Consider the following 21,200-nt stretch of genomic DNA (forward strand, 5'->3'; position numbering starts at 1 on the left):
TACGGCAGCCCCCTCTACACTCTGTCCGGCTTCCTGGAAGGGCTGTTCGCAGAAAGCACGGCCGTCATGGTCACATGGGAAGCGAGCTTGCTCGCATTCACGAACGATTCTTCCAAAGAGGCAAACACTTCATGGGCATCCCCGTCCAATCGGCTCGCATAGTGAACACCGCCGCTGAAGGTTCCTCGCGCTTTGGCCCGTTCGATTTGGTCATAAATGATTTTCATATAGTCGGGGTTCCCGAGAGGATACAGGGCGAACTGGCAAGCCGTCTCGACCGAATGCTGCCGCAAACCGGCCTCATTCATCCTCTCCTCATCCTCAGACAAATAGACGTCTCCTTCACTATCGCCCGGACAGCCTATAGAGAAGGTCCCGTTCCATACGACATGCAACTCGGAGACAGCAGTCTGAATGTAAACCGCCTTGGCCACATCGAAGACATGCTCGGCCTTCCCCCGAATGCAGGTGCTGATATCATCCGTGCTCATCCATACTTTAGATCGATCCACCTTCTCCAACACGCCCATAATGATTTCTACGAACCGGTCCGACATGGGATAAAGAGAGAACCGGCAGCCGACGATCCGACTGGCTCCACAACCTGTCTGTTCCATTTGCGAACACCCTCCATGTAAATGGTTTTGAGCAAATAAAAAAACTGCACCCGGGCAAGATGCAGTTTAAACACAAGGCTAAAATAACGTTGTGCAGCTACACTTCCCCACGCTAGCATTACCTAGATCGGGTCCAAAGGGATCGGACAGCGTCCGTCTCAGCCGATTACGGCACCCCTAGTGCATTTGAATGAATATGCAGTTTTTTCATTGCTTGAGTCTTATCGTAGTGGAGTGCTTCCGGTTTGTCAATTGGCCCATCGGGCCTATTTCGGTGAAACGCAGCATTCCCCCGCTATTGCAGGGGAATGCTCATTTAGCCCGATGCTGAGAGCTCATACTTACGTTATTGGGGTTATTTCACAGCGTCAAACCCGCCGCCTTCGCGAATTTGTTTCGTGTAGTTTTCGAAAATTTCTCTTCCCTTATGCTTGGTCATCAGCTCCTCCAAATACTCGGGCCACTTGTCGGCCGGCAGATCGCCGAAGACGATTTTCGCATGAGTCGAGTTCATTTCCTTCCGGTAATCGGCAATATTGATGCCGGCCGGCGGTGTCACATAAGGTCCTCCAGTGTAAGGAACCGATTTATAGCTGAGCAATTCTTCCACGATAGCGCGGTCCCGTTCCGTTTCTTTCGGATTGATGATTTCCAGTCCGATTGGACTAGTATCGGAAACCCGGGTGAAGAAATCGTAAATCTGCAGGAATTTACCGTTCTCTTCGTTGATCTTTTGGATGACGTCCGGTTTTAACGTGACCTTGTTGCCTTCTCTCGTATAGGACTCGTTCTCCAGGCCGTAATGCGTCAGCAGGAAACCTTCCGGACTGGCCAGATAATCGAGGATGGCCATCATTCTTTTCACCTTATCCGGTTCTTGCTCGGCCAGCTGCTTGGGAACAACAAAGCCGAAGGAGCCTTGCGGATCCGTCTTGATCCCTTTGGCATCAGGGAAAGGATTGAACGGAACGATATCCGCTTCCGGATTGATTTGTCTTGCCCGGCTCACCGCGCTCGTCTCCACACTCTCCAGCGCAAAATCGCGGCCACCGGCTTTAACGATTCCCGCCTTGCCTTCGATGATCTTATTGAGATGCTCCGACCCCTTATTCAAGAACCAGTTGGGATCGACAATACCTTCCGCAATAGTATCTTTGATTTCCTGCAGTACCTTGACCGTATCCGGGTGGGAACCGGCGTCCACCAGCTTTCCTTCGTCAATATACATGGAGGCGTAGAAGCCGTTCTTGACCCAATGAGGCCAATCGAATCCGACATTGGCCCCATTGCCGGAAGTGGTGAAGCCGTAGGTGTCATTTTTGCCGTTCCCGTCGGGATCGTTAAAAGTAAATTGCCGCATCGCTTCCAGCATTTCCTCATAATTGGTCGGCACCGGAAGGCCTAATTTATCCAGCCAATCCTTACGAATATACCAAGCGCTGTACGCTGTAAGATCAAATGGAGTCGGCGCCCGCAGGCCGTCGTCTACCCCTTCAATCGTATAATAGCCTTTGAATTCGTTATCGCTAATCCATTTATAGTAATTGGGCATCGCCTCTTTAGTCATGAATGGGCGCAGATCGGCCACCAGACCGTCTTTGGCGTAGGTTTGGGAATCCCTCCCGCCGACGACTGCCAAATCCGGCGGAGTATTGGAGGCGAACCTTACATTGACTTTATTGGTCGAGTCCGGTCCGGCCGCCATATGGGTGATTTTCAGATTGACATTAAATTTCTCATCGATCGTTTTCTTGACGAAATCTTTATCTTCACTTGGAAGCGACCCTCCCGTACCGGTTGGGACAAAAAACTCAATATCATACTTTTTCCCCATATCATCCGTCTTGGGTGCCTCCGAAGGCTGTGTGGATGCAGAGGCATCCGGTGACGGGTTGGCCGCCGGTGCCGGTTCCGACTTGCCGCACCCGGTAAGCACAAGCATAGCCCCCATAATAATGGATAAAGATCCTCCTGCTATTGGTTTAATGCGCATTGGACTTCCCCTTTCCATGTTTTTGTAAAATGGCTTTTTAGCTATTGCATATCGTAGTTAGCCTTCATCAACCTTTGATCGCTCCCAGCATAACCCCCTTCGTGAAATACTTCTGGACAAACGGATAAACAAATAATATAGGCAACGTCGTAGCTACGACCATAGCCATCCGAATGGAGAATGGAGGAAGCTCGGCCTCCAAGCCCTGAACCTGGCTCATCATTTCCACGCTCATATTGGGCTGCTGCAGCATATCCCGCAAGATGACCTGAAGAGGATACAGCTTATCGTTCGTAATGAACATGATCCCTGCGAAAAATTCGTTCCAGTGGGCTACCGCATAGAACAATCCAATCGTCGCAATGATGGCCTTGGACAGCGGCAGTACGACCCAGAACAGCGTCTGCAAATCGTTGCAGCCATCGATCTTGGCCGCCTCCTGAATTTCAATCGACATATTCTCGAAGAATGTCTTGGCAATCAGCAGGTTGAAGGTCGCTATCAGGCTGGGAATGATGAGCGCCCAGATAGAGTCTAGCAAACCGAATTCCTTAACCACCAGATAATTCGGGATCAGCCCTCCGTTAAAAACCATCGTAAATACGATCAGGAACAGGCACAGCTTGCGCCCGGGCATCTGCTTGCGTGACAGCGGATAGGCCAGAAGCAAGGTAAAAACCAGGTTAAGGAAGGTCCCGAGGACCGTAATCAAAGTCGTTATTTTCAGCGATTGCGGCAATCTCGGACTCTCGAATATGGCACGATAGGCGCTGAACGTCACTTCCGACGGGAAGAGAACGAAGCCTCCGTTGCGAATCGTCTCCTTAAGCGGTGTAATGGACATGATGACGACATAATACATCGGAAACAGAGTCGCCAAGCCGATCAAGGTCAGGATGGTGTAGAACAAAGCGTCGATTAGCCGGTCTCCCGTTGTTTTGATCTGTGTGTTCATGAAGCTTCCCTCCTACCAAATGCCGGAATCGCCGAACTTCTTGGCAATTTTATTGGCGCTGAGCACCAGTATAAGGCCTACGAATGATTTGAAGAACCCGACCGCAGCCGCGAAGCTGAACTGCATCTCCTCCAGCCCCCGCCGGAAAACCCAGGTGTCGATAATATCCCCTACCTCGTAAACTCTCGCGTTCAGGAAGATGTAGATCTGGCCGAAGCCGGCGTCCAGAATGCCTCCCAGTCGAATAATCAGAAGGAGTACGATGACGCTTCGGATTCCCGGCAGGGTGACGTGCCATATCTTGCGCCAGCGGCCCGCTCCATCAACTACCGCCGCTTCATACAGACTCGGATCGATGGAGGATAGCGACGCCAGGTAAATAATCGCCCCGAAGCCGACTTCTTTCCATATCTCGGTAATATACAGAATGGGCCGGAACCAGCTCTTGGAGGTGAGGAAATCGACCGGTTCTTTGCCTAGAAATTTCAAAAACTCGTTAATCAAGCCATCCGCCGGAGCCAGAAACGCTAACGCAAGCCCATAAATGATAACCCAGGATAAAAAGTGAGGCATATATGAGATGGTCTGAATGGTCCGCTTGAACCACCTGGAACCGATTTCATTTAAAATAAGAGCAAGCATTATGTCGGGGACCATGCCCAATATAATTTTGAATACGCTGATCACCAACGTGTTGCGAAGCAGAAGATAGAAATCTGCGCTTTGGAAAATCTCCTCGAAATGCTTGAAGCCCACCCATGGACTGTCAAACACACCCTTCATGATGTTGTAATCCTTGAATGCTATGATCAGGCCGAACATGGGCAAATATTTAAAGCATAGGTAGTAAAGCATGCCGGGAATCAGCATCAAATACATCCACTTGTATTCTTTGATGGTTCGGACGAATCTCGTCCGCCACGTCTTTTTCTTGTTCGAAGCTGGCGCCAGGTCTTTTTTCAAAGTAATATCCGCCATTCTCTCACTCCCACTTTCTCTTTGTAAAGCGCTTACAATTTTGGTCTGACTTAATTATAGCTTCGTGACTCCACCCTCCTCTACGGGAAAAATTTTATAACCTGTGTAAAAATTATATTAAAATAACGGTACTTGTGAGGTTTTCCTTAGGGAACTAAGCGGCATAGGGGCTAACTTGTAGTACACTATAGTTTTTTTCAATTAGTGGCAACGACAAGTGTAACGTTAAACTAGGCAAAATAATAGAATAACTTGACTCTAGAGAAAAAGTGGGGGGTGTGGGCCATCAACAACAAATTACGGCCTACCAGTCAGTAACGTGGAGGTAAAACGGCCATTTATCTAGGGGATGGCCATTACGATCTACATTTCGGGGGAGGTTTGGAATTTATTTCGGGAATACCTATACAAGGCTGATTGGAGATGGATCGGGTTACATCATCCTGCATAATATAAATATGTCCACCGGACAAATATATGGTGAGTATTTAAATTACGATGCTAAGTCCGTTCGCCGCACACCGAGTAAGTAGCAAGGGGGCTAGCCCCTTGCTACTTACTGCAAACTGACTATCAAAAAATTGGTATCACAAGCACAATCTTCTCGATTTCAGAAAACATCTTGATGAGTTGCCTCATATTATCAGGAAAATAATGGACGTTTGAGTTTATAGGGACTCTTGTAAACGTCCAACACGTTTCCATGAAACATCGGAAGCTTCCTTTATTTAGCCAAGTTTGTTTTTTCAACACAGTTGAACGGTCATATTAGATCCGCTAGCAGGAGAATCGATTATTTGCTGTAGCCCTCTGATGACTGAAGGTTATGGCTATCAATTTGATTTCGATCTCAATACTTCTGCAATTTCCCAGCCAGACCGGATTAATCACTCTGTTCAGTTTTCATATATGTATACAGAGTGATTTTATTGCCGGCGACTTTCCTCTGTTAATCAGGGGGGGGATTTTCTATGCTTTTTGTCCGTGAACTAACGAACCAAGAAGGTCAAAACTTACTTCGGGTTGCTCGCCAAAATACATCCGGCTTTGCTGTGCGGAGAGCTCACATATTGCTAGCGTCTCGCAAAAAATGAAGAATTAAAGACATTGCGTCCTTTGTATCATTGGGCAGATATGCCTACCGTTTACACGCAGAAACGCTTGTTCGCTATCTTTTCGCTGCTTATGATCTAAAAAGTAACACTCTCTACGGGAATATCGAAAACAATAAAGGGCCGTGACTTCTTGTCGAAGCCTTCAAGTTCTTCGCCGCCGGTACCATCGTTCCGAGCGGCTTTATATTGTGCTGGACAATTTTAACATCCATAAAACGGTGAAAGTAAGAGAGTTTCCGGCAGAAGACAATATGGAGCTTTTCTTTACATCAACTTGTTCGTCATGACTGAATCGCATCGAGTGCCACTTGCTCCACTACGTTCTTTTGTTTCTACCCCGATTCCCACTATTGGCGTAATAAGAACGCCAAATCCAAAAGCTACTGCGCCTTCAAAAACGGGATTAAGGTAGCCTGATGGGGTATTTGGTATGTTTGATATTCCCGCACCTTCAATACATATCATAACATACCTTTCTAACTCCGTTGCGAAGTTCTTCACATATTCTATAGGCCTCCCCAGATATAAACGTCGCCCTCTACTCATACCGAACCATTTGTAGGATCACAACCGAATACTATATTTAATAACATTTTCCTTACTCCAGTGCTTTTGCTTCCGGCCCCCTAAAGATACATTCACGCCCTGATAGATACCCCAAGATACACATATTAACAATAAACTTGGTCAGCTGGTGTTTGTGTTTTGGTTATAAAATATGTATGCGTTTTTCAGTACTCTCGTTATCAATTAAAAAAAGATAGTCTTTTATATTTGCTTTATTGTTCTTATCTAAAATCAGAATCCCATTCGACGTCACAGCTACAACAACATTGGATATACCAAGCACTACAACCGGTATATCTAATTCATTTATCATATGGCTATTTATACAATCATCGCTTAAAAATCCTTTTCCTATGGTGTTAGATACAAGCTCCTCAGTGAAAGTCCCCCACGAACCAAGGTCTTTCCAATATCCTTCATAAGGGACCACAGCAATATTACTTTCACGCTCAGCAATTTCATAGTCAAAACTTACTATTGGCAATTCACTATAATAATCCCGAAGTTCTCTAAAGGTTGTGGGAATACCTTTCTGACGAAGTATATTTATAACATATTCCAACTTAAAGGCATATACGCCACAATTCCAAAGAGCTAAACCACTGTTCACTAGACTTTCAGCTATTTCTTTTGATGGTTTCTCAACAAAGTGTGAAACCCTGTGAAATAAACGTTTTTCTCCAAGCGTATCTGTTAGTATATAACCATATTGCGAGGAGGGCATTTTGGGAGGCACTCCTATTAAAGCAAGGGAAAAACAATTATCTTGAAGTAATTCTTCCAGTTGTTTGATTACCATAAAAAAATTATTTTCAACGTACGTATCAACTGGAAGCGTTATAACTACCTCACTTAGTTCTATTCCAATTTCTGAATATAGAAAAGCCGCAGTTAGAGCAATCGCTGGGAAAGTATCTCTTCTCTCCGGTTCAATTACTACTGATTTCCCATTTCCTATTTGATTATATATTAATTCAACTTGGTTTTCTCTCGTTACTATTAATGTTTCTTTTTCTAATCCAACTTCTACAATTTGTCCCCATATTCGTTGCAGCATTGATTCTTGATGTCCATATTGATTTTTTATCAGCTTTATGAATTGTTTAGACTTAATCTCGCTAGATATAGGCCATAAACGTTGTCCAGATCCTCCTGATAATAATATAAGTCTCATATTAATTATAGCTCCCCCAATTAATTTCCAACACTTTCATATTTTTTTATTCCTCGATAAAATATTCTAATTGAAAGGTATAAAAAAAAGATAGAAACGATTGGCGTAAGTAATCCTATAATTGACCATTGATCTTTACCAAATATAAATGATGTGGGAAAGTAGCTTATAAACGCATACGGTATAAAGATTGAAATAATGATCTGTATACCCATAGAATAAATAGTTATAGGGTACCTGCAAAAATCAATTGCGCTATGAACCATTACCGGAAGAGAATTTCGAGGTCCCTGTGTCCAAAATGAGGCGGAATTCGCAATCAAGTTCACTGCTATCCTTATACCTACGCCTGAAATAATAAAAATAATTAATGCTAGTAACTTCAAAAAACCCCAATCTGTATCGGTTTTATTGATTGACTCCAATAAAAATACTAGCCCCAAAATTATATTTACAATCCCGTTCAAACCAAATGCTGAGGACATAACCTGTAATAATGGTGATACTGGTCTTAGTAGGAATCTATCTAGCTCGCCCCTATTTACAAACCCATTTATTAACCATATCCCATTAAACAAGAATGAAGATACTCCCTCAGCAATAAAAATGAGTGAATACATAAAAACAATCTCCCATAAACTCCAGCCATTAATATGGGGGATACGTTCAAATATAGCCCAAATAAAAATTAAACCAAGGCTTTGCGTCAACAATCCTGCGGCCATAGCAATAAAAAAATCTGACTGATATTCTAGAATCGCCTTTACTTGTTGAATTAAAAAACGAAAATAGATGTAAATTGAACGCTTTAACTTCATAATCCATCACCCTCCATGAATTATGACTTTTCTAATAGCCCACCGCCAAATAAAAAGGACTGTTCCCCACAATAATAATATCCAGAATAGTTGTAGAACCATTTGTTGTATCGCTTTGATAATACTCATATGTCCTAAATATATAGATGCCGGAATATAAACAATTCCCTGAAAAGGTAACCATTTTGCTATAGTGGCTAACCAGTCAGGAAAAAGAGAAAGTGGAATCAATGCTCCCGAGAATAAATTTGTAATCGCTGTACGTGCCCAGGCGATCCCCTGTGAACTGGAAGTCCAGAAACAAAATAAACTAGCAAGATAAACTACACAATATTTCAAAATTAACGATAGGCATAAACTTATCGAAAAAAGAAAAATAAACCAATTATCCTCAGGCATCTTGATTCCGTTAATTACAATTACCCAAATAATTGCTAAAAATACACTCACTCCGCCTTCAACCATACTTGTACCCATTGTTTCAAAAAAACGAGCTATATGAAAGTTTAATGGTTTCAATAAATCCATAGAGACACTTCCATCGAGAATTCTTTTTGATAGCGCCGATTCCGAGTACCAAGATAATAGAGTGTTAGAAATAAAAACAATTACTAAATAGCACTTCATGTCATCCCATGTCATTTGACCTACCTCGGTATTTTCAACGTAAATCGCTTTCCATAAATAATATAAAACTGTAATAAATACAATTCCTGATATAGAATTTATCAAGAAATTTAATCGATATGCCAATGAAGTCTGTACTGACATCTTAAAGAGCGAGTAGTATTTTCTTGAAGAAATCATAATTACCACTTCCCCCTCTATATAGATAACTCTATTTGCCCGTCGTACACTTTTCGAATAATGGTATCAACTGAAGGCTCATCTATTTTAAAATCAACAACATCAAAAGCATTCATAACAAGGCTAACTATTTCCGCAGTAGAATATTCTAATCGATTAAAACGAATGCAAAAATTTATGTCTGTTTTACTTTCAATATATACTTTCGGCAATCTTAATTTTGATTTAATATTAGTACTAGGTTCTCTTAGTTGAAAGTGGATAATTACTTCTCTCGAAAATGCATTTTTAATAGCATCCAAATTTCCATCGTAGATAACTTTTCCGTCGTCAATAATAATAAGCCTTTGACATATTTCTTTAATATCTTCAAGGTCATGTGTAGTAAGCAGTATGGTTGTTTTTCGTTCTACATTAATTTTTTTTATAAATTCTCTAATGCGTTTTTTTACTGAAATATCTAATCCAATTGTTGGTTCGTCCAAAAATAATATTTTTGGGTTATGCAAGAGGGCAGCTGCTAAATCTGCCCTCATTCTTTGGCCGAGTGATACTTTTCTAGCCGGCAAGTTAACGAAATCATTTAGATTAAGTAATGAAGTAAAAGTATCTAGGTTTTCTTTGTAAATATAATCAGGTATTTCATAAATATCTTTTAATAGCGAAAACGATTCACTAATAGGTAAATCCCACCAAAGCTGGGTCCGTTGACCAAATACGACTCCAATATCTTTAGCATTTTGAATTCGATTTTCATATGGTATCATTCCATTTACACGAACCGATCCTGATGTAGGTACTAATATCCCAGTTAACATTTTTATAGTTGTGGATTTCCCAGCTCCATTTGGCCCTACGTACGCAACAGATTCACCTGAGTTAATAAACATATCGATATGATCAACTGCTGTTTTTTCAACATACTTTTGATTAACTAAATGTTTTAATGAGCCTATTATTCCAGGTTGTTTTATGGCATGTTTATAGGTTTTTGTTAAGCCCACAACTTCAATTACATTCATAATATTCCCCCCTTGTTCTTCATACGAAATCAAGGATTACTTATAGATACTTACTTTCGGTCCCACTGGTTGGTTGCTATAAGTTGACCTACCTCATCGCACGACAAAAATAACAGGACTCCCAACGTGCGGTTTGTCGGTGCTTTGTCGATGTTGCCATGCTAGCAAGTTGTGATGTAAAAAGACAATTATAATACGACTAATCAATGAATCGTAAGAACATCCTTGAAACACTACCTGCAGGCACAGCAAGGATTTCGAACATTTGAAGAAAACCTGTCGGTTAAGGACTAGCGCGTTACAATAGATCCCCCCCATAAGAACTACTCATGAGGTTTTTCCCTCAAGTAACTCACCCCGTTAACTTCGTCAAAATCTCTATGTAGTCGCGTACTTCGCTGAATGTACGACTAAAGTTTCCCACTCTGAAGTGATCCATAAGAGTACGATCAAAAGTCTACCTCAAAGATCGACTCCAAAATCGGTTTCAATGCCCCTTCAACACACGATCTCGAATGTTGGGAATTTGCAATGTTCTCATTTTACCGTTTGCCTCCGGAATATCTAATCTGCGGTTGGTCTCCGGTCGGTATGTTTCTACTTGAAGCCCGGCTTGGATACTTTTTAACAAACGGAATGACTCCTTCGAGTTCCACGTCAGCAATGCTTTTTCCGCCTTCACATGTTGACATGCTTCATGAAGGGAGGTCCGCCATCCTGGTACCTGCCTATCCCAATTCCTAATCACGTTAAAGGGATGACCTCCCTCAATTAGATTCACCGAATACAGAAGGCTTCTCCATTTTCCACACCTTCATTCCCTCCATGTCGCCACTGATACTCCGCCGGTAAGGACTGACAATTCAGACTCTTTCGGTTTTCAGTCACATCATGCAATTATGCCGATTTCCGAAAGTAAGTTAAAAAGAAAACTTAATATTATATTGTTACTTTTGAAATAAATTTATCCGGAACTTCACACAAGAAACCGTTTCCACAATTGTTGATTAACTTTACTTTAATATAGTTGTATCGATCCGATGAATACAAATTAGGGACATTGGTGATTGATAAAATCGTATCATTATTATCCAAGGTGAAAAGATCGCTCTCACCAGTTATGACTTTTTTAAAACATTGTTTTCTGGCAATAAGGCTATCTATTGAAATAGCATTTACGTATTTATATTCTTCGCCAGTATTATTTAATACAAGTTCATCGCATTCCTGATCATAACTAAAATAGGACATCTTACCTGTTAAGGGTGATTTAGAATAGTTAAATGTATCAATTAAATCTAAAAGATAATTTGATGCATAATAGTCGTTACCGTTAAAGAAAGACACATACTCATATTTCGCTTCATTTAAAGCATCTAAATAAACTGTTTTTACACAGCTAGCATAGATAAACTTAATATCTTCTCTCTCTCCTATCATTTCATACATGTTATTTTTATCTCCTACAATAACCAGCAATAGTTCCTTGTACAGTATTTTTTGACTATCGTAGTTTTTTATCACGTTTTTAATGTTATTTATATTGGGAATACAGATAATCGAAACTCCTATTTCACAGTTCCTAGTTGCACGTATATTCAGTTTCTCAAGAATATACTCAAATCTATGTTGATATAGATGCTTCTTATGAATCTCTCTTATCCCTAAAACACTCTTTCTTCTACGATATTCTTCATCTGAATATAGCAAAGACAATTCTTTCTTTGTCTCAGATTCGGTCGAAACCAAAGATACTATACCGTCAAACATCTCACTTATTCCTTTTGAATATGCACTTACAACATTGGTTCCAGAAGCTAGCAGTTCAAATACTCTTCGTGAAAACATTGTGGAACTATTTTTAATAGAATTCACGTTAAGAAACACTTTATATAACTTATATGCCTTGATCATATCCTGATAATTAAGATTTCCGACAATATATGGTTTAAATTTGTCTGGAAACTGAAAATTTACCGATGTACTATGAAATTTTCTATCAAAAATATTTAAATTAAATTCCACGGCTCCATTTAGTAGAAACCACATGTCTTTTTGGCGCTCATTAAAAACATTTAAGTTGTACCATGCACCGGCAAATGCTGTGTCCATTTTTTTAAATTTAAATGAATCAATAGGATTATGTATTCTTGGTTGTGCAGCAAATGGAAGTGGAAAAATGTTATCATGGCCTAAATCAATCTTATATTGATCTATACAATTAATATCTGATGTAAAAACAAGATCGAACAGCTTTGCAATTCCTATGAAATTATTGTAATTAATAGAATCCTCTTTATTCCAGAATACCGTCTTAATGTTACATCTATTGCAATAAGATATTAACTTTCTTAACTCATGATCATCATCCTCAACTACAGTTGAGAAATCCCAAGCTTCCCAAACAGATTCAACAAATAAAAAATCCGGGTTAATAGAATTTATTTCTTGCATCCAATTTTGCTCAGAAATTTGAGAAAGAGTACACTCATATCTAAAACATTCATAACTAAAAGGGTCGAGAATTGCTGCTACTCTAATATCCGGTCTGTTTGTATTAGATGTTGTTGTTTCAAAGGAAATCTGATTTATTTTTTCTTTAATGTCTATCATTTTTGTCATTTTAATATCCCTTCCCCTTAACACTTTTTGTTATAACTTCAATGCGCCTAATCTGATATGCATAAATCCGTCAGTTGTAATGTTTTCTTTAATAACATTTCTTGTATCAACAATTATTTTTGTCCTAACCCTTTCTTTAATTTTTGAAAAATCTAATCTTTTGAACTCGGCATGATCTGTAATAAATACTAAACAATCGGATTCGTTTGCTGCTTCCTCCACAGTCGGTTTTTGAATTTTATCATAAACGTTAACTAATGGATCGTAAATGCTAAGTCGATATTTTTGATCTAATAATGAATTTACAATTTTAATTGCTGGACTCTCTCTTATATCTGCAACTCCAGCTTTATAAGTTAGTCCAAAAATTGATATTAGGGGATTTTCTATATGCTCGATCGATTTTTTTATCAGTTCTACTATATAATTGGATGTATTGTTGTTCGTATCTCTTGCTGCAGCAATTACTTTAGCTTCTTTTGGAGCAATTTGAATTAAAAAATAAGGATCAACGGCAATACAATGCCCTCCTACTCCGGGCCCTGGTTGTAATATATTTACTCTCGGATGGGAATTTGCAATTTTTATAGCTTCCCATATGTCTACATTTATTTTTTCAGCTATTCGCGCTACCTCATTTGCAAAAGCAATATTCACATCTCGGTATGCGTTTTCCATTAGTTTTACCATTTCAGCTGTTGTAAGATCTGTAACGTGGATTTTCCCCTCTGAATAGCATTTGTATAATTCTACTGTCATACTCGCTGAAATTTCATTAATTCCTCCAACAACTCTATCATTTTTGATCATTTCTTGAAGTAAATTTCCCGGAAGAATACGTTCCGGACAATGTGAAATAAAAAGATCCTCTCCAACAGATAATTTGGTTGATTCCAATAAAGGTATTATTTTCGTTTCAATAGTACCAGGGGGAACTGTAGATTCTATAATAATTAAATTTCCTTTTCTCAGATATTTCAAAATGGAATTGATAGCATTAAGTACATAGTTTAAATTGGCTGTCTTATCTATATTTGTAGGAGTAGGAACTGCAATTATAAAGACATCACTCTCGACAGGAGTTGTAGAAAACTTAATCTTCTGATTATTAAAAACATCAATAAGCAGCTCATGTAAACCTTTCTCTTTAATATTTATTTCTTTTCTTCTAAGACTTTCGATTATTTCAGGGTTGCCATCCACCCCATGTACATCAAATCCTTTGCTTGCAAATAAAACTGCAGTAGGTAAGCCTATGTACCCTAAACCTAGAACATTTATTTTCATTTTTTTCTACCCCGTCACTGTTTTTAATATTACTTCCAAATATTTGTTTCCTATTTTGGGAATATTGTAATTAGAAAAAATAAAGGAATTGCCGTACTTTGTTATATAGTCCTCATCCATGCTGATTATTTCCAATCTTCGGATAATTTTGTTAATGCAGTCTTCCTTATTATTAACTTCATATAAGTATTGACTAAGATTGCCATCTAGTATCTCCGGTATAGCACCTACTTTCGGTGCAATAACCGGACAGTTACAAGAAATTGCTTCAATTAATGACATGCCAAAAGATTCATCAATTGATGTGCTAATACATAGACCTCCACTTTTAGCCACTTTAGAGTATATTTCAGGCATATTTTTATAATCTACAAAAGGTATCCAATTAAAAAAACCATCTATTTTATATTTGCTAATAGTTCTAATAAACTCGTTTTTAATACTATCAGGCGCCGTATGCCCTCCCACTAACTGGAAAATAACGTCACCCTTTAAATGCGCCTTTAAGTCTACTGCCACCTCAATAAAAAATTTCCAATTTTTGTGATCGTCTAACTTACCTACCCATAATAACATTCTCTCATTATTAAGACTTTCATATATAACGTCTTTGTACGAAAAAAGACTTGTATCAAGGCAATTTTCAACACAATAAATAGGGATATTTGATTTTTCAGAATAGTTCATTATGATTTTGTTTTTTAAATATTCTGACGGAGTAATAATAGCAGCTATTTCAGACTTAGCTAATACTTCCTTTAATTTCATAAGTGTGGTAATATATGTTGAATGTACTTCATGAATCACTGTTACATTGATTTTTAATTCATCGATAACCTCATAGATTTCATAAGTATCAATTGTTACTATTAGATCAAATTTATTCTGGTTCAAGAAATTAATCATTTTTTGTTTATTATCTAAAATATAGATATGTGGGTAACCATTGAACGCTGAACGCCCGCCATGGTCACTCAAAAACACAAAATATGGTGTACACATTTGAGATAAATAATTCAATCTATTCACTAATTGTGTTGTTACCCCACCAAGTATGCAGTATTTATAGATGTACAGAATTTTCATTTAGAGTCCTTCTTTCGAATTTTCAGTAAATTGTTTTATTATAGGTTTTGATATAACTTATGGTACATCTCACCTATTTCTTCATTATTATATCGGCCAGTCATTTTTTTAAAATTCGCGCCCATGCTTATTAATCCTTCGTTGTTTACCGAGTGGGCTTTTCTCATAAGTTCTGAAATAATTTCAGCTGTAATATTAATTTGTGTTGAAATAAACCCCACATCTTCATACTCTGAATGCTCTAGATCAAACATTAATGGAACTGAACCTAATATAGGTTTTCCATAGTTTGAAGCCAATATCGCAACTCCACTCGACCAAGGTTTTTCATATGGTAAAGTTACTATATCACATGCAAGTAATAGTTCTTGGATATCCTTCTCCTCAACAAACTTTGAAATATAGATTATACGAGTATCCTTAGCAGCTCTGGTCTGGATTAGTTCATGTATTGCTAACTCATCCGGATTTCCAACAATAACAAGTCTAATATTTGATAATTTAATTAATCTTAAGGCATCAAGTAAAACATCTATTCGTTTATAATGTCTTAACCTCCCTATAGCCAGAAAACAGAGAGTATTATGAGGAATGTTATATTTAGCTCTTACTCTACAACGCCAATTGATATTATCCTCGTTTTTTACAACATTGGTGAAATAGTTGGGATGTGGGATGATTTCACATTTATGCCTATATTGCGGATATTCGTTAACAAATTGGTTAAGTTGCGCATTTGAAAAAAGAATAAATTTGTCTATCATGCTATTAAAAACTTGCTCCAGTCTATTTTCCTTTTCATCATTAATCTCATGGGGCTTTAAATTATGGATGGTTTTTACTAAGATAACGTTTTCTTTTTTTAAATTATCGAGTTCATTGATAAATTCTGTGTGGTTTATCCTACGATATAGTTTTTCTGGCCAATGAAAATGTACTATTTTTTTAGCATCCCTACTAAAATATTTAATCGAATTTTTAAAGAATGGCTCAGGTGCATTAGGTACATCGTGCAATATCCCTGGCACTAGTACATCAATATTAGTATTTCTCTGTATTTGTGTGATTATTTCAATAAAGGTATTATAATAGCAAACCTCTGGAATATGAATTACTTCAATTTTCTTTATTTCCAAAGTATCCCCTCGATTCAGAGTATTACTAGAATAGGCTAAGCAATTCATTTGGTGCTTATTTTGATTTATACATTTAAACTAGATGAAAAAGACTCAGCTATTCTTACTATTTCCTCATAGTATTTTTCCCAATTACTATCGCAAAAGGAATTATGACCATTTTTTCCCATTCTATCGCACTCGTCCGGCCGTGTAAGCAAATACGCGAGCGTAAAAGCTAAGTTATACCACCCTTCGCCTCCGAAAATAATACCATTTTTCCCGTTATTAACAAACTCGTCAGCTGTCCCTCCTTGCGAGGCAATTACAACTCTATGCAGTAAGCCAGCTTTTTTATAGCTTACTCCTGAATCCAGATTGGAAAGACAATACAATATCTGACCACTCTGAAGTAATTCCAACTCTTCTAAGCTATTAGTTTTAATTAGTTTTATATGATTTGAAATGTTATTTTGGTATCTTTCTTTTGATTTTTTATTTGTATCAACAATAATTAATTCATGAATATACTCCTTATGATATAAATATTTTGATGAGTTGATTAAGTCCTTTATGATTCCAGAATCTTGTCTTATATTTGGCCCATAAGCAATTATTCGATTAGGAATAAAATGTGTATATGGTTTATTCATATAAGTTTCATCAACACCTATAGGTACGACAAAGATATTTTCCCGTAAATTTATCTGATTTATAATAAACTCATATATGTAATTATTAGCACATACAACTATATCGCTTGTAGAGATATTATTGATAATTTTTTGACGCAGGTGTTCCACAAAAATATTAGTCCCTACTTGGAGTATCTTAAGCCTTGGCCCTCCGTACTTTAATCCTGATACGTTAGTCCCTATATCGTCAACACTTAGATAAAAGTCATTATTCGATGTGGTAGTACTTCGTAAAATATAATCAGGAATTTGGAAAACTTCACCGGCAAATTCGTCGATTTCTAACGTCTTTAATTTCTCTCCAATAATACTGTCCACATATGGAATATTAATTTTTTCGTCCAATTTTGCCACTTTTATTAATTGTTCAGTTTTATAATCCATTTTCTCTACTAATTGCTTAGATAAAGATTTTCTAATATCATCATAAGGGGCTAATCTTACTCCACTATCAAAAAAGTTATGGCATGCAATATATCCCGGCACTCTTAACGGTTTTAAAAAAGCATTCAGCGCTGCAACATTTTTAGCATGCAAAACCAAACTATGTTCAGGATATTCCTCTAATGTAGCTGCCATTGTAGCTAAATGGATTGCATCATATACAGTTATAGTCCCTCTTGACCTATTAGTACGCCCATAAGGGATAGCTCTTATCACATCAGATACTTTCAAATTTTCAAGCCATTTCACAATAGAAGTTGCAAAATTTTCCCTTTCGGATGTGAAGGTTACCTGCAAATCAAATAAATCCGCTAAATCGTGGTACATCTTTTTTACCGCAGGTACATCATAATTTTTATATAACTTCCTAGAAATTTCATCCTCTACCAATAAAACCCCTTTCCCGTCCTTACTCAAAGAACTAGTCAACGAACACAAAGCGATGTTCGATATGGAAATCGAGGGAGAACCAAATAACATCACTGCATATTGTTTTTCCTTATATTTTTGAAATTTTGTTGAATGAAAATTCACTTTAGGTTTAATAAAAAATTTAAATTTATCAGTTTTCTTTTTAATGAGAACCCTTCTAATTTCCAAAAATAATTTCCACAAAAGTCTTATAGAAGACTCGACACTCTCATTTTTTGATTTGCATTTGCACGTCAGTAAATCATCCTTTTCTAAAGCAAATAAAATTGAGGATTTGGCACATGCACCTGCAGGAGGTAGTTTGGCATATTCTGGGCAGGTTGTAAAAGGCTCCTCCCATTTAGTAATATGAAATACCCCTATGAATAATAATTCAGAATGCCTGAGTAGATCACTTGGTAGGTATCCACCACCTAAATAAACTATTTCTGAACCTAATCTTAAAAGCACAATTCTTAATATTGCATCTAAGAATTTATTAGGCACTAATTTCCCATTCATGGTTCTTAGTAGATCGCAAGCATCACGTATTATTACACCGCATTCCATATAATCATCTAAGATAATAATCTCTGGTTTGCCTAAGGAAAACTGATCAGCTAATACATCGAAAAAACTATCAAATTTGTACTTAAGCACAGAACTATTAACAATTGGTTGCTTAGCAAATAAAAGTAGCTTATAATTTTCTGCACAAGCTCTCTTTACTTCAAATAAATAATCAATTAATTCCAAGAACACTCGAGAATTAATGGAATTTTCATCATTTAACTGCAACAAAAAAACAAAATTATCCCTTGGACTATGCGTTGAAGTACAAATCTTAGCAGAAGCATTATTTACTGCGTCTATTAACCTTATATCGATATCTTCAGAAGGGACCCACCAAGGAACTTTTTTGATTAAGTCAATTAAATCAATAGACACTTATCAACCACGCCTCCGTTTATAGTAATAAGTAAAGGGAGGAAACTTCCCTTGCTTATAAAACACTAATAAAGCTTATTCTTTTGCAAAGGCATTTACAAAATACATATTCCTTTCTGAGAGTCGTTCGATAGTTACAGGACGCAATTGTGCAGTTAACCCACCATCTATAGTAATAACTTGACCAGTAATAGATAGGCTTGAATTAGTTAAAAAACTTCGGATAAAATGTGTGATCTCCGAAATTGTAGGATATCTTTGAATCGGAACTATTTGTCTTAAATCATTTGGGTTTTGTAAAATACAATAATCATCTATACTTGTAGGTGATTCTTCTATTGGACCCAGTGCAATAGTGTTAACATTAATTTTGTAAGGTGCTAAATCAAGTGCTAAAGATCTTGTTAAAGACTCAATACCTCCCTTTGCAGCATCATAAGCACATTGTTCTCTATGTGCTCTATTTGCTCCAACTGATCCGATAAACACCAATGATCCTTCACAATCATTATCAACAAGAATTTTAGAGAATGTTTTTGCCGAAATAAAGTAATTAACTAAATGTTCATCTATTTGCTCTCTGAACTTTTCTATACTCATATTAAATATATGGGACCTGGTATCTGATGTTCCCAATGTTGTCAATAAAACTTTAGGTGTTACTGACTGTTCCCGAATATCATTACTTAGGTGGTAATTAAATTCTGATTCATTTGAAATATCCACAATATTACAATGTAACAAATTCAATAAGTCTTTTCGGACTTTATTCACCGGGAATGGAATTTTGTCGTATGCCCAAACGGGTATTCCTTTCTCTAATAACTCTAGGGTTAGGTTATATCCAACGAAACCAGCAGCACCAACTATTAGAATTGGTCGTTGATTTCCTAAAAGCGTTGTATTTTTATTTAGAGCATAATCCCTCAGAACACTTTCTGCATGGTCAAGAGAAGTTTTTCGATTTTTAATCAACTCAGATTCAAATGAGTTTATACATAAATACTTAAGTGGTTCTTCATTCTCGTTTATTATCATATGCCACGTGCTTGTCGGAATTGTAACAAGATCATTTACTTTTAGATTACAAGAGTTGTCCAGGTTACTTCTTTCAATCCCTGTTTTCAACATACCTTTACCTGATAATACAAAAAACATCTGTTCCATTTCATGATGCACATGACAATGAGTAGACATATTAGGTGGGATTATTACCAAAAATGCTTCAGAAAATCTAGTTTCTTCGCGTCTTATTAGGAATTCATTAATATGTGTTTCGAAAACAAACCGATCGCCAGCATATACATTAATTGTTTTTATTGTCAAAGTTGATCCATCCTCCCATTTTATAAAAGAATCGTTTCCTTCTCTTATCTAATCCTTAAGTATTTGTCCTTTGCTGGGGAATCAGTGTATCAAATATTGATTTACTAGTCGTTAAAAAAGAAACCTGTTGTTTAAAAATATTTGGTTGTTCGCCGGCTTTATAGATTATAGGAAGTGTTAAATATGGGTTTAAATCTATCGCTTTTTCTATATACATATTAGCGGTTAAACGGTCTTCTTCAGATATTAGTGAAGCTAAGTTAATATATACGTGAGGTTCATCAGGATATTTCTCTTTTAAAGTTGTACATATTTGCTTTGCTTGTGTGAGATCCCCAGTTCTTACAGCAACCTCCGCTAAAACTAACGATGCACTATCGTTTAAATATGGTTGTTCTATAAGCACTTTTAATGCTTCTCTGTGGGCATCAGTTATTTGATTTTTTAACAAATAGTGCTGTGCCAAGAGCAACCTCGCAAATGAAGAAGATTCGACATTAAGATCAATAGCTTTGAAATAGTATTTCTCGGCCTCATCAAATAACCCTAGGGCAGAATATTCCAAACCTAAAAAGTAAAACAAATTTGCCTGACATTTCCCTTTTTGAATTTCAGATATTAATTTTTGGGTATTTCTTTCACGTTTCCTTTTTGCACGACCATAAATTAACGTATCTAGGTGATGGATTGGTGTGCTTATGTCCATAAATGCGCCACCAATCTTCTTAATGCTAGGGACTACGGAAGCATGCATAGAAGTGTTGTTATATCTAATTAATGGACTATTCCTAAATAATCGACATATACGTATAGTTGCCCATTGACCTTGTCCGCAATAATTATAACAAGGAAGATTAAACGCCATTACGTTATTTGGAGTGTTTACAATTGTATCCCTTATTATTTTAATAGATTGTCGTGTTATGCGTTCGTCCACATCTAAGACCAATATCCAATCAGCGGTAGCTGCTTCAAGATAAGCATTCCTTGCTTCATCGAACAACATATTAGGACATTCAATGATTGTTACACCGAAATGTCTAGCAACTTGAAGACTATCATCAGTAGACCCGTTATCTACCACGATAATCTCATCAACTTCTCCTATTAAAGAATCTAAACATTCTTTTAAAAGTTGTGATTCATCTTTAACAAGAACACACGCGGCTATTCCCATAAATACTCTCCATCGAAAAATAATTTGGAAATACTTCTATAAA

The 21,200-nt window shown here is 37.5% G+C and carries 16 protein-coding genes, 2 pseudogenes and 1 riboswitch; all 18 genes and pseudogenes read right to left on the reverse strand.

Annotated features, from left to right (window positions below; genetic code table 11):
- Positions 1-14: 14 nt before the first annotated feature.
- Entirely contained in the window at positions 15-617 is a 603-nt protein-coding gene (locus tag FS806_RS13705; RefSeq protein ID WP_144937369.1) for a YkoF family thiamine/hydroxymethylpyrimidine-binding protein, read from the reverse strand.
- Between the two features lie 87 nt (positions 618-704).
- Positions 705-806: riboswitch (TPP riboswitch) on the reverse strand.
- 166 nt (positions 807-972) lie between these two features.
- On the reverse strand, positions 973-2,610 hold the full coding sequence (locus FS806_RS13710; protein ID WP_186328352.1) for an extracellular solute-binding protein: 1,638 nt from the start codon (positions 2,608-2,610) through the stop codon (positions 973-975).
- A gap of 67 nt (positions 2,611-2,677) precedes the next feature.
- Entirely contained in the window at positions 2,678-3,565 is an 888-nt protein-coding gene (locus FS806_RS13715; RefSeq protein WP_144937375.1) for a carbohydrate ABC transporter permease, read from the reverse strand.
- 12 nt (positions 3,566-3,577) lie between these two features.
- Entirely contained in the window at positions 3,578-4,543 is a 966-nt protein-coding gene (locus FS806_RS13720) for an ABC transporter permease (protein WP_144937378.1), read from the reverse strand.
- Positions 4,544-5,922: 1,379 nt separating this feature from the next.
- Positions 5,923-6,159, reverse strand: a complete 237-nt coding sequence (locus tag FS806_RS25755) for a hypothetical protein (protein WP_186328356.1) — start codon at positions 6,157-6,159, stop codon at positions 5,923-5,925.
- 208 nt (positions 6,160-6,367) lie between these two features.
- Positions 6,368-7,399, reverse strand: a complete 1,032-nt coding sequence (locus tag FS806_RS13730; protein WP_144937384.1) for a sugar phosphate nucleotidyltransferase — start codon at positions 7,397-7,399, stop codon at positions 6,368-6,370.
- 20 nt (positions 7,400-7,419) lie between these two features.
- Positions 7,420-8,217, reverse strand: coding sequence for an ABC transporter permease (locus tag FS806_RS13735; protein ID WP_144937387.1), 798 nt, complete (start codon positions 8,215-8,217; stop codon positions 7,420-7,422).
- Positions 8,218-8,223: 6 nt separating this feature from the next.
- Entirely contained in the window at positions 8,224-9,024 is an 801-nt protein-coding gene (locus FS806_RS13740) for an ABC transporter permease (RefSeq protein WP_144937390.1), read from the reverse strand.
- A 17-nt stretch (positions 9,025-9,041) separates the two neighbouring features.
- Positions 9,042-10,046, reverse strand: a complete 1,005-nt coding sequence (locus FS806_RS13745; RefSeq protein WP_144937393.1) for an ABC transporter ATP-binding protein — start codon at positions 10,044-10,046, stop codon at positions 9,042-9,044.
- An 80-nt stretch (positions 10,047-10,126) separates the two neighbouring features.
- Positions 10,127-10,325 (reverse strand): annotated as a pseudogene (locus FS806_RS27195) (IS4 family transposase); the annotation flags it as partial.
- A gap of 173 nt (positions 10,326-10,498) precedes the next feature.
- Positions 10,499-10,720 (reverse strand): annotated as a pseudogene (locus tag FS806_RS26725) (reverse transcriptase domain-containing protein); the annotation flags it as partial.
- 265 nt (positions 10,721-10,985) lie between these two features.
- Positions 10,986-12,668, reverse strand: coding sequence for a CgeB family protein (locus tag FS806_RS13755; RefSeq protein ID WP_144937396.1), 1,683 nt, complete (start codon positions 12,666-12,668; stop codon positions 10,986-10,988).
- A 30-nt stretch (positions 12,669-12,698) separates the two neighbouring features.
- The gene (locus tag FS806_RS13760; RefSeq protein WP_144937399.1) at positions 12,699-13,955 is read right to left on the reverse strand and encodes a nucleotide sugar dehydrogenase; all 1,257 of its coding nucleotides are present in this window, start codon (positions 13,953-13,955) and stop codon (positions 12,699-12,701) included.
- 6 nt (positions 13,956-13,961) lie between these two features.
- Complete coding sequence (locus FS806_RS13765) at positions 13,962-15,041, reverse strand: glycosyltransferase family 4 protein (RefSeq protein ID WP_144937401.1); 1,080 nt, start codon at positions 15,039-15,041, stop codon at positions 13,962-13,964.
- 38 nt (positions 15,042-15,079) lie between these two features.
- The gene (locus tag FS806_RS13770) at positions 15,080-16,177 is read right to left on the reverse strand and encodes a glycosyltransferase family 4 protein (RefSeq protein WP_186328353.1); all 1,098 of its coding nucleotides are present in this window, start codon (positions 16,175-16,177) and stop codon (positions 15,080-15,082) included.
- 65 nt (positions 16,178-16,242) lie between these two features.
- Positions 16,243-18,654 carry a glycosyltransferase family protein gene (locus FS806_RS13775; RefSeq protein WP_144937406.1) on the reverse strand — a complete coding sequence of 804 codons (2,412 nt, stop codon included), beginning with the start codon at positions 18,652-18,654 and terminating at the stop codon, positions 16,243-16,245.
- A gap of 75 nt (positions 18,655-18,729) precedes the next feature.
- The gene (locus tag FS806_RS13780) at positions 18,730-19,980 is read right to left on the reverse strand and encodes an SDR family oxidoreductase (protein WP_144937409.1); all 1,251 of its coding nucleotides are present in this window, start codon (positions 19,978-19,980) and stop codon (positions 18,730-18,732) included.
- Positions 19,981-20,035: 55 nt separating this feature from the next.
- Entirely contained in the window at positions 20,036-21,157 is a 1,122-nt protein-coding gene (locus FS806_RS13785) for a tetratricopeptide repeat-containing glycosyltransferase family 2 protein (RefSeq protein WP_144937412.1), read from the reverse strand.
- Between the last annotated feature and the right edge of the window lie 43 nt (positions 21,158-21,200).

Source organism: Paenibacillus sp. 32O-W, assembly GCF_007679495.1.
GTDB classification, from domain to species: Bacteria; Bacillota; Bacilli; order Paenibacillales; family NBRC-103111; genus Paenibacillus_L; species Paenibacillus_L residui.